Source organism: Streptomyces sp. UNOB3_S3, assembly GCF_020740895.1.
Taxonomy (GTDB): Bacteria; Actinomycetota; Actinomycetes; order Streptomycetales; family Streptomycetaceae; genus Streptomyces.
In genome coordinates this window covers 1-9,701 of record NZ_JAILXP010000278.1, presented here as the reverse complement: position 1 = coordinate 9,701, position 9,701 = coordinate 1, and the positions used below count along the sequence as shown (strand labels likewise).

The 9,701-nt window shown below is 69.4% G+C and carries 11 protein-coding genes; 6 read left to right on the top strand and 5 right to left on the bottom strand.

The genetic code is table 11. From position 1 onward, the window contains the following. The first annotated feature begins 579 nt into the window (after positions 1–579). The 5 genes from sdhC to K6I33_RS25470 all read left to right on the top strand — a co-directional run bounded on the left by sdhC (position 580) and on the right by K6I33_RS25470 (position 4,633). Positions 580–960: a succinate dehydrogenase, cytochrome b556 subunit gene (gene sdhC, locus K6I33_RS25490; protein WP_229356867.1), complete on the top strand. Its 381-nt coding sequence runs from the start codon at positions 580–582 to the stop codon at positions 958–960. Positions 961–968: 8 nt separating this feature from the next. After that, complete coding sequence (locus K6I33_RS25485) at positions 969–1,445, top strand: succinate dehydrogenase hydrophobic membrane anchor subunit (RefSeq protein ID WP_229356866.1); 477 nt, start codon at positions 969–971, stop codon at positions 1,443–1,445. A 20-nt stretch (positions 1,446–1,465) separates the two neighbouring features. Further along, positions 1,466–3,220, top strand: coding sequence for a succinate dehydrogenase flavoprotein subunit (gene sdhA / locus K6I33_RS25480; protein WP_229356865.1), 1,755 nt, complete (start codon positions 1,466–1,468; stop codon positions 3,218–3,220). Continuing rightward, positions 3,220–3,978 (top strand): succinate dehydrogenase iron-sulfur subunit, encoded by a 759-nt coding sequence (locus K6I33_RS25475; RefSeq protein WP_229356864.1) that lies wholly within the window; start codon positions 3,220–3,222, stop codon positions 3,976–3,978. The genes sdhA and K6I33_RS25475 overlap by 1 nt, the downstream gene beginning before the upstream one ends. A gap of 157 nt (positions 3,979–4,135) precedes the next feature. Next, positions 4,136–4,633: a cupin domain-containing protein gene (locus K6I33_RS25470; RefSeq protein WP_190025598.1), complete on the top strand. Its 498-nt coding sequence runs from the start codon at positions 4,136–4,138 to the stop codon at positions 4,631–4,633. Between the two features lie 11 nt (positions 4,634–4,644). Here the strand turns inward: K6I33_RS25470 and K6I33_RS25465 are convergent, their stop codons facing one another. Together K6I33_RS25465 and K6I33_RS25460 are read right to left on the bottom strand one after the other, a co-directional pair. After that, positions 4,645–5,478: an NAD(P)H-binding protein gene (locus K6I33_RS25465; RefSeq protein WP_229356863.1), complete on the bottom strand. Its 834-nt coding sequence runs from the start codon at positions 5,476–5,478 to the stop codon at positions 4,645–4,647. A gap of 59 nt (positions 5,479–5,537) precedes the next feature. Then, entirely contained in the window at positions 5,538–5,906 is a 369-nt protein-coding gene (locus K6I33_RS25460) for a MerR family transcriptional regulator (RefSeq protein ID WP_229356862.1), read from the bottom strand. 60 nt (positions 5,907–5,966) lie between these two features. On the opposite strand from K6I33_RS25460, the gene K6I33_RS25455 reads away from it, so the two are divergent. Next, on the top strand, positions 5,967–6,752 hold the full coding sequence (locus K6I33_RS25455; protein ID WP_229356861.1) for an alpha/beta fold hydrolase: 786 nt from the start codon (positions 5,967–5,969) through the stop codon (positions 6,750–6,752). On the opposite strand, the gene K6I33_RS25450 is transcribed toward K6I33_RS25455, so the two are convergent. The 3 genes from K6I33_RS25450 to K6I33_RS25440 form a co-directional block, all read right to left on the bottom strand. After that, positions 6,749–6,991: a transposase gene (locus K6I33_RS25450; protein WP_229356860.1), complete on the bottom strand. Its 243-nt coding sequence runs from the start codon at positions 6,989–6,991 to the stop codon at positions 6,749–6,751. The genes K6I33_RS25455 and K6I33_RS25450 overlap by 4 nt on opposite strands. A 102-nt stretch (positions 6,992–7,093) precedes the next feature. Then, positions 7,094–7,960 carry a cyclopropane-fatty-acyl-phospholipid synthase family protein gene (locus K6I33_RS25445; RefSeq protein ID WP_229356859.1) on the bottom strand — a complete coding sequence of 289 codons (867 nt, stop codon included), beginning with the start codon at positions 7,958–7,960 and terminating at the stop codon, positions 7,094–7,096. Between the two features lie 117 nt (positions 7,961–8,077). Further along, positions 8,078–9,697, bottom strand: a complete 1,620-nt coding sequence (locus tag K6I33_RS25440) for an ABC transporter substrate-binding protein (RefSeq protein WP_229356868.1) — start codon at positions 9,695–9,697, stop codon at positions 8,078–8,080. Positions 9,698–9,701: the final 4 nt, after the last annotated feature.

Below are 9,701 nucleotides of genomic sequence, written 5' to 3'. Positions count from 1 at the left end.
GGCCGGGGCGGCGGCGGAGCCCTGGGCGGAGCGGGAGTCGTCGGCGCCCGGATGCCCGGCGTGCCCGTCGCGCGGACAGCCCATGAGGCTCATGGTGGCGAGGAGGGCGCAGCTGGCCACCGTTCCCCGGACGGCCGAAGCCCGGGTGATCCTGACAGACCGTCCCATGGAGCAAACCTCCCATTTGGGGCTTTGGTGTCGAAGATATGGGTTTTCTCCCTGACTACCCCCCACATCCCGCCGGACACGCCGGAAGCTCGGGTTCCGCGAACCGGAAGCTTGAGTTCCGATGAATCGGAGGATGGGGTTCCGTGAACCGGAAGCCTGGACTCCGGAGGGCTCGCCGCGGTCTCGGGGTGATCTCGGCCCGGACTCGGGAAGGTCTCGGCACGGCCCCGGAGGCCCCTGGATTCCGCTCGGCCTAGGCCGTACGTGCCTGTTTGATCACACCTGCCGTACCCCGGGGGACCGAACCGACAAGGCGTCGCTACGATGGCCAGGGCCGGTGGACCGTACCCGGCCGGGCCCGACCGACAGTGAAGCCGGCAGGCCCCAATCCCCGCTCCCGGAGGGTTTTCCGTGCCGGCTGGAACGCTGTACCGCGGCCGGGAAGGCATGTGGTCCTGGGTGGCTCACCGAGTCACCGGCGTCCTCATTTTCTTCTTCCTGTTCGTACACGTCCTCGACACCGCTCTCGTCCGTGTCTCCCCGGAGGCATACGACGAGGTCGTCGCCACGTACAAGACGCCGATCGTCAACGTGATGGAGTACGGCCTCGTGGCCGCCATCCTCTTCCACGCGCTCAACGGCCTCCGCGTCATCGCGGTGGACTTCTGGTCCAAGGGACCGCGGTACCAGAAGCAGATGCTGTGGACCGTCGTCGGTGTCTGGGTCGTGCTGATGGCAGGCGCTTTCTACCCCGTGCTCCAGCACACGCTGCGCACGCTGTTCGGGAGCTGAGTCGCGAGATGTCCGCTGAAACCACCCCCGCAACCGCCGCCGTGAGCGACGTCTCCCTCTACGACGTCGACAACCCGGCCCCGGTCATCGAGGCGCCGCGCAAGCGCACCAAGAAGACCCCGAAGTCGACGCGCACCAACTTCGAGATGTACGGCTGGCTCTTCATGCGCCTGTCCGGCATCGTGCTGGTCGTCCTGGTCCTCGGCCACCTGCTGATCCAGCTCGTCCTCGACGGCGGCGTCAGCAAGATCGGCTTCGCCTTCGTGGCCGGCCGCTGGGCCTCCCCGTTCTGGCAGGCCTGGGACCTGATCATGCTGTGGCTGGCGATGCTCCACGGCGCGAACGGCCTCCGCACGGTCATCAACGACTACGCGGAGCGGGACAACACCCGCTTCTGGCTGAAGATGCTGCTGTACACCGCCACGGTGTTCACCGTCCTGCTGGGCACGCTGGTGATCTTCACCTTCGACCCGAACATCCGCTAGAGCCCGGGGCTGACGCGACCATGAAGATCCACAAGTACGACACCGTCATCGTCGGCGCCGGTGGCGCCGGCATGCGCGCGGCCATCGAGTCGACCAAGCGCAGCCGCACCGCGGTGCTCACCAAGCTCTACCCGACGCGCTCCCACACCGGCGCCGCGCAGGGCGGCATGGCCGCCGCCCTCGCGAACGTCGAGGAGGACAACTGGGAGTGGCACACCTTCGACACGATCAAGGGTGGCGACTACCTGGTCGACCAGGACGCCGCCGAGATCCTGGCGAAGGAGGCCATCGACGCGGTCCTCGACCTCGAGAAGATGGGCCTGCCGTTCAACCGCACCCCGGACGGCACCATCGACCAGCGCCGCTTCGGCGGTCACAGCCGTAACCACGGCGAGGCCCCGGTCCGCCGGTCCTGCTACGCCGCGGACCGCACCGGCCACATGATCCTCCAGACGCTGTACCAGAACTGCGTCAAGGAGGGCGTGGAGTTCTTCAACGAGTTCTACGTCCTGGACCAGCTGATCACCGAGGTCGACGGCGTCAGGAAGTCCGCCGGTGTGGTCGCCTACGAGCTGGCCACCGGCGAGATCCACGTCTTCCAGGCCAAGTCGGTCATCTACGCCTCCGGCGGCACCGGCAAGTTCTTCAAGGTGACCTCCAACGCCCACACCCTGACGGGTGACGGCCAGGCGGCCTGCTACCGCCGCGGCCTGCCCCTGGAGGACATGGAGTTCTTCCAGTTCCACCCGACGGGCATCTGGCGCATGGGCATCCTGCTGACGGAGGGCGCCCGTGGTGAGGGCGGCATCCTCCGCAACAAGGACGGCGAGCGCTTCATGGAGAAGTACGCGCCCGTCATGAAGGACCTCGCCTCGCGCGACGTCGTCTCGCGCTCCATCTACACGGAGATCCGCGAGGGTCGCGGCTGCGGTCCCGAGGGCGACCACGTCTACCTGGACCTCACCCACCTCCCGCCGGAGCAGCTGGACGCCAAGCTCCCGGACATCACCGAGTTCGCCCGGACGTACCTCGGCATCGAGCCCTACACGGACCCGATCCCGATCCAGCCGACCGCGCACTACGCCATGGGCGGCATCCCGACCAACGTCGAGGGCGAGGTGCTGGCCGACAACGACACCGTCGTCCCCGGCCTCTACGCCGCCGGCGAGGTCGCGTGCGTGTCCGTGCACGGCGCCAACCGCCTGGGCACCAACTCGCTGCTCGACATCAACGTCTTCGGCCGTCGCTCCGGCATCGCCGCCGCCGAGTACGCCCAGAAGGCCGACTTCGTCGAGCTGCCGGAGAACCCGGCCGAGCTCGTCGTGGAGCAGGTCGAGCGGCTGCGCAACTCCACGGGCAAGGAGCGGGTCGCCGAGCTCCGCAAGGAGCTGCAGGAGACCATGGACGCCAACGTCATGGTCTTCCGCACCGAGCAGACCATCAAGACGGCCGTCGAGAAGATCGCCGAGCTGCGCGAGCGCTACAAGAACGTGTCCGTCCAGGACAAGGGCAAGCGCTTCAACACCGACCTGCTGGAGGCCATCGAGCTGGGCAACCTGCTCGACCTGGCCGAGGTCATGGCCGTGTCCGCGCTGGCGCGCAAGGAGTCCCGCGGCGGTCACTACCGCGAGGACTACCCCAACCGCGACGACGTCAACTTCATGCGCCACACCATGGCGTACCGCGAGGTCGACGCGGACGGCAAGGACTCGATCCGTCTCGACTACAAGCCGGTCGTCCAGACCCGCTACCAGCCGATGGAGCGTAAGTACTGATGAGCACCCCGACTCTCGAGAAGGTGGAGGCCGAGGCGCAGGCCTCGCCCTACATCACGGTCACCTTCCGGATCCGCCGGTTCAACCCGGAGGTCTCGGCGGAGGCCACCTGGCAGGACTTCCAGGTCGAGATCGACCCGAAGGAGCGCGTGCTCGACGGTCTCCACAAGATCAAGTGGGACCTGGACGGCTCGCTGACCTTCCGTCGCTCCTGCGCGCACGGCATCTGCGGCTCCGACGCCATGCGGATCAACGGCAAGAACCGTCTCGCCTGCAAGACCCTGATCAAGGACCTCAACCCGGCCAAGCCGATCACGGTCGAGCCCATCAAGGGTCTGACGGTCCTCAAGGACCTCGTGGTCGACATGGAGCCGTTCTTCCAGGCCTACCGCGACGTCATGCCGTTCCTCATCACCAAGGGCAACGAGCCGACGCGCGAGCGTCTGCAGTCCGCCGAGGACCGCGAGCGCTTCGACGACACCACCAAGTGCATCCTGTGCGCCGCGTGCACCTCCTCGTGCCCGGTGTTCTGGAACGACGGCCAGTACTTCGGCCCTGCGGCGATCGTCAACGCGCACCGCTTCATCTTCGACTCGCGTGACGAGGCGGGCGAGCAGCGCCTGGAGATCCTCAACGACAAGGACGGCGTGTGGCGCTGCCGCACGACCTTCAACTGCACGGACGCCTGCCCGCGTGGCATCGAGGTCACCAAGGCGATCCAGGAGGTGAAGCGGGCGCTGATCACGCGCCGCTTCTGATCTCCGGTCCGGTCACCCGGCCGTACGGTTCAGCTTGATCACTTCGTCCCGTCGGATTCGTCCGGCGGGACGAAGTGCTGTCCGGGGGAAGCCACTGTGGCCCTCGGCCCGGCACGTGACGTACGTTTCCGGGTGGTCAACATTTCAGGAGCGAGCGATGTCCCTCTTCATTCCCGACTTCGACGAAACCGTCGTCGTACGCGCCGCCGACGCCGAACTGACGGGCGTGGGCGGCCCGGTGACCAACCAGCTCCTCGTCGACAGCCCCGCCACGGGCGGCGCGCTCTCCAGCATGCGTGTCACCCTCGGCAAGGGCGCGAACGGCGCCCGTCCGCACCACCACGGCAAGTCCGCCGAGATGTTCTACGTCCTCGATGGCACCGCCCAGCTGCTGTCCGGCGATCAAGTGGTCACCGCGGAGCGCGGAGACGTGGTCGTCGTACCGCCCGGCACACAGCATGCCTTCGCCGCCGCGCCCGGCGAGATCGCGGACATGCTCGTCATCATCACGCCCGGGGTGGAGCGCTTCGAGTACTTCCGCCATCTCGAGCGCATCCGCTACGGCAAGGTGCCGCCGGAGAGCCTTCTCGAGGTCCAGGAACTGTACGACTCCTACTTCGGGACCAGCGCGGTCTGGGACGCCGCACGCGGATAACCCGGAGCAATTCACCGGAACGCGTCGGCGTTCTCCGAAGCCCACTGCCGGAACGGGCGGGCCGGCGTTCCGGTGACCCGCGAAACCGTGTCGCGCACCATCAGCAACTCGTCGTTCACGTCTCCGCCCATGACGTCGAGGACCGCGTCCGCGGCCTCGGCCCCGAAGACCGCGGCCATCTGCGCGTGGGCCTCCTCGCGGCTGCTCCCGGCGAAGGGAACCTCCCGGCCCAGTGCTGCCGCGACGGCCTCGACCTGCTGCCGGGCGGTCACCGGCTCCGGACCGGTCAAGGCGTACGTGTGCCCCCGGTGGCCGGGCTCGGTGAGCGCCACCCGTGCCACCGACGCGATGTCCGCGGGGTGGATGGTCGGCAGTGCGGTGTCCGCGTACGGCGCGCGGACGGTCTCGTGGCCACGGATGGAAGCCGCCCACATGAGGGCGTTCGAGGCGAACTGCGTCGGCCGCAGGATCGTCCAAGCCATGCCGCTCGCCTTGAGCAGTTGCTCCACCGCCAGGTTCTCACCGGCGGGGCCGAGGTGGGGGTGGGTCTGGACGGTGATGGACGACACCAGCACGACGTGCTCCACGCCCGCCTGCCGGGCGACTTCGAGGATGTCGGCATCCGGGCCCAGACGCGACACGAGAAACAGCGAACGCACCCCTTCCAGCGCGGGCTTCAACGACGCCGGATTCGCGAAGTCGCCCTCCACAGCCTCGACCCCTTCGGGGAAGACGGCCCGTGCGGCATCGCGGGTGAGCGCCCTGAGCGGACCGGCACCGTGTGCGCGCAGTTCCTTCAGCAGGGCGCTGCCTATGTTTCCGGTGGCTCCGGTCACGAGGATCATGAGCTGTTTCCCGTCGTCAGATGATCAACTGGACGACACACTAGAACCTCAACAATGCTTCAGGTCAAGGAACCCCGGCGGCGGAGCTCCATCGCCTCGGTCACCCCGCGCAGCGCCTCCTTCCTCCGTTCCAGCTCGGCCATCTGCTCCTCCACGCGGACGAGCTGATCGTCCAGCACCTGGACGGAGTGGGAGCAGGTGAGCAGACCGGGGCCGCCCTGGGCGCAGGGCAGGAGGGTGCGGATGACCTCGGTGGTCATTCCCGCGTCGAGGAGTTCGCGGATGCGGTGGACGCGCTCGGTGGCGTCCGGGTGGTACCGGCGGTAGCCGTTGCCGTCCCGCTCGGATCCCAGCAGTCCCTGCTGCTCGTAGTAGCGCAGCAGCCGCGCGCTGACCCCCGTGCGTTCCGACAGTTCACCGATGCGCATAAGCGAATCCCCCACCCACGCTTGACCTTGACACTGATGTCATACGGCAACCTCTGACGCATGACACGGATTCCCGCACTCGCCACGACCGTCCACGGCACCACCGGCCCCGGCCTCCTCCTCGCGCACGGCGCGGGCGGCAGCATCGAGGGCAACTACGTCCCCGTCCTCCCCGCCCTGTCCGCCGCGCACACGGTGGTGGCCCCCGACTATCCCGGCTCCGGCGCCACGCCGCGTGCCACCGGTCCGCTGGACCTCGACGCACTGGCCGACGGCATCGTGGCCGCGGCGGACGAGGCCGGGCTGGAGACCTTCACCCTGGTGGGCTATTCGCTGGGCACCATGGTCTCCGTACGGGCGGCCGCCCGGCACCCGGAGCGGGTGCGGGGCCTGGTCCTGACGGCGGGTCTGGCCAAGGCGGACAACCGGACGCAGGCCTCGCTCTACCTGTGGCGACGGCTGCTGGAGCAGGGCGACCTGGAGGCGTTCGCCCGGTTCGTGGCGCTGACCGGCTTCGGCGAGACGTTCTTCAACGGACTCCCGGAGACGACGGTCGAGCCCTTCCTGGAGCTCGTGGCGCGCGGCGTCCCGGCGGGCGCGGCCGACCAGGCCGCCGTGGTCGGCGTCTCCGACACCACCGGGGACCTCGCCGGCATCTCGGTGCCCACGCTGGTCATCGCGACCCTCCAGGACACGCTGGTGGCCCCGGCCAACTCCCGTTTCCTGGCGGAGCGGATCGCGGGCGCGGAGTACGCGGAGATCGACACGGGCCATGTGCCGATGGCCGAGCGGCCGGAGGAGTGGCAGAAGCTGATCCTGGACTTCCTGGACCGGCACGGCCTCTAGGACAGGCCCTGAGAGGGCGGCCGGTCGTACCCCACCGTGTTCGTGGCCAGTTCCTCCGGGGTGATCTCGGAGGCCCAGCCCTCGGGCGGCTCCTGGTACGGGCTGCACGCGCCGCAGGCCGCGCATGTCCACCGGCCGTGGATGCCGTGCACGACAGCGCCGCACCCGGCGCATGTGTCGGTGGTGTAGTAGGGCGGCTCGCCCGGCGAGGCGGGCGAGCGCCACGGGTGCTGGTCCATCTCCCCAGACTGCCACGCACCGCGCCCCGAAGGGGCGCGGGGAACTGCGCGATCAGCCCCCACCGGCCCGCAGTCGCAATGACCTCACTGCCGGCGAATCACTCAGGCGAGGGGCTTGCGCAGCAGCATCATGAAGAAGCGGGTCTTCTCACGGATGATGGTGCGGACACCCGTGTACGCGGCGTCCGTCTGCTCGACGAACTCGGCGCCCAGCGCGGCCGTGAGCTCCTCGCGGCGGTCGCGCAGCAGCAGGGCGATGACGTCCGCGCTGATCGCCAGGTTGGCGGAAAGGTCCTTGAACTCCAGGGTCTGGAAGCCGGTCCGCTCCAGCAGGGCGAACAACTCGGGGAGCGGCAGCGGGGGGTTGGAGGCCAGGACCGTCTCGTAGAGGCCCAGCTCGACGGGGGTGAGCTCGGCGGCCAGGGACGACTCCAGGATCATCAGGTGGCCGCCGGGGCGCAGCACCCGCCAGGCCTCGCCGAGGGCCTTGGCGCGGTCCATGTGGCACAGGCTCTCCACGGCCCAGGCGGTGTCGAAGCTCTCGTCCTCGTAGGGCAGGTTCATGGCGTCGACGACCTCGAAGGTGAGGCGGTCGGCGAGCCCGCCGGCGCGGGCCATCTCATTGGCCCGGGCGATCTGTTCCTTGCTGACGGAGATGCCGGTGACGCGCGTGCCGCTCTGCTCGGCGAGGCGGGCGGCGGGGCGGCCGGGGCCGCAGCCTATGTCGAGGTGGTGGCCGCCGGGGCGGGCGTTCATCAGGCGGACGAGGTAGTCGGTGTAGCGGTCCTGCGCCTGTGAGGAGAGGGCCACGAGGTCCATGCTCGCCGGGTGGGGCTCGTCCGGTGACACCCACAGGCCGCAGTGGACGCTGTCGCCGAGGGTCATGTGGTACAGGTCGCCGAACTTGTCGTACCAGGCTCCCACGGTCTCGGCCTTGATGAGGTCCTGCGGAGCTTCTTGCTGCGGCACGTCGTCCCCTTCCGGGAGTTCCACGAGTCAGCGGTGCTCGATCAGCGGTACTCGATCAGCCGTGCGCGATCACCACAAGGCCGCCTGCCCGGTCCGTGGATCATTCCCAGCCAGTCCTCAGATCCGGGCCAGCATCCACAGCCGCCAGATGCCCGTGCCGTCCGTCAGGTACTGGGTCCCGGCGATGCCCGCGTTGCTCAGCACGAAGTCCTTCTTCTGCCACAGCGGGACCAGCGGCACGTCCTCGGCCACGATCTTCTGGATGCTCCGGAAGTCGTCCGCGACCCGGCCGCGCTGGTCGTTCTGCTGGGCCTTGCGGATGAGCTTCTCCACACGGGCGCTGGAGTAGCCGGAGTGGAGGGCGTTGCCGTCGCCCACCAGGGGGGTGGTGAAGGTGTCCGGGTCGGGGAAGTCGGCCAGCCAGCTGACGCAGTACGCGTCGTACTCGCCCCGGGCGTAGCCACGCTGGAACTCCGTCCACTCCACCCGTTTCGTCGTCACCTCGAACAGGCCCGTGGCCTCCAGTTGCCGACGCAGCAGGGACGCTTCCTGGTCGGTGGCCGCGCCCTTGGAGTAGGCGAGGGTGAAGCGGACGGGGGTGGGCACGCCGGCCTCCAGGAGCAGCCGGCGGGCCCGGTCCTCGTCGGGCTTCGGATAGGCGTCGAAGAAGGACGTGGCGTGGCCTGTGAAGCCCTGTGGGACGAGCGAGTAGAGCGGCTCGACGGTGCGGAGGTGGACGTCCCTGGCGAGGGCCTGGCGGTCGACGACGGCCGCGACGGCCTGCCGGACGGCGAGCGGCTTGGCCGGGGCGCCGTCGCGGAGGTTGAAGACGAGGAAGCGGGCGTTGGCGCCGGAGGTCTCGGTCATCCGGGAGCCGGTCTCGGAGAGCGAGTACTTGGCCAGATCGGCGGGCGGCATCTGGCGGGCGGCGACGTCGATGGTCCCGTTCCGCCAGGCGTCGCTCATCTTGGCCGGGTCGGGGAAGTAGCGGACCGTCACCGGGGAGCCGACGTCCTTGATCGCGCCCTCGTACTGGTCGTTGGGCGCGAGCTCGGCGCTCGTCCCCGGCTGGTAGTCCTTGAGGGTGTACGGGCCCGAGCCGTCGGCCCGGGTGCCCCGGCGCAGCGTCTCGAAGGGGTACTCGCGGTGGTCGACGATGGAGCCGGCGCCCGTGGCGATCTTCAGCGGGAAGGTCGCGTCGGGGACCTTGAGGTGGAAGGTGACCAGCCGTCCGCCGTCTGACGTCCCGACCGAGCCCAGGGTGTCCAGCAGCGGCCCGGGGCCCTGCGGCGACTTGATCCGGGCGATGCGGTCGAAGGAGAACTTCACGTCCTCCGCCGTCAGGTCGTGCCCGTTGGCGAAGCTCAGCCCCGGGCGCAGCTCGCATGTGTACGTCCGCAGGTCGTCGCCCTTGAAGCCGCAGCTGCGGGCGGCGTCCGGCACCGGGTTCTTCGACCCGGGGGCGAAGGTCAGCAGGGACTGGAAGAGGTTGCCGTACAGCGCCCATGACCCGGCGTCGTAGGCGCCCGCCGGGTCGAGCGCGGTGACCGTGTCGGTGGTGCCGACCTGGACCGGCCCCCGGTCGCGGTCCTCCCCCGGGGTGAGCCGGCAGCCGCCGGCGCCCGCCGCGAGCAGCAGGAGCGTCAGCGCCGCCCCGGCCGCGCGCCCGCGTAACCCTCCTCGTACGCGCGCCCCTCCTCGTACGCGTAACCCTCTCCGTACCCGGACCTCACGCATCCCC

Coding starts and splice junctions, on each gene's coding strand:
- sdhA (WP_229356865.1), top strand. CDS start 1,466: ATGAAGATCCACAAGTACGACACCGTCATCGTCGGCGCCGGTGGCGCC.
- K6I33_RS25460 (WP_229356862.1), bottom strand. CDS start 5,906: ATGCGCATCGGTGAACTGTCGGAACGCACGGGGGTCAGCGCGCGGCTG.
- K6I33_RS25485 (WP_229356866.1), top strand. CDS start 969: ATGTCCGCTGAAACCACCCCCGCAACCGCCGCCGTGAGCGACGTCTCC.
- K6I33_RS25450 (WP_229356860.1), bottom strand. CDS start 6,991: ATGGACCAGCACCCGTGGCGCTCGCCCGCCTCGCCGGGCGAGCCGCCC.
- K6I33_RS25465 (WP_229356863.1), bottom strand. CDS start 5,478: ATGATCCTCGTGACCGGAGCCACCGGAAACATAGGCAGCGCCCTGCTG.
- K6I33_RS25475 (WP_229356864.1), top strand. CDS start 3,220: ATGAGCACCCCGACTCTCGAGAAGGTGGAGGCCGAGGCGCAGGCCTCG.
- K6I33_RS25440 (WP_229356868.1), bottom strand. CDS start 9,697: ATGCGTGAGGTCCGGGTACGGAGAGGGTTACGCGTACGAGGAGGGGCG.
- K6I33_RS25470 (WP_190025598.1), top strand. CDS start 4,136: ATGTCCCTCTTCATTCCCGACTTCGACGAAACCGTCGTCGTACGCGCC.
- K6I33_RS25455 (WP_229356861.1), top strand. CDS start 5,967: ATGACACGGATTCCCGCACTCGCCACGACCGTCCACGGCACCACCGGC.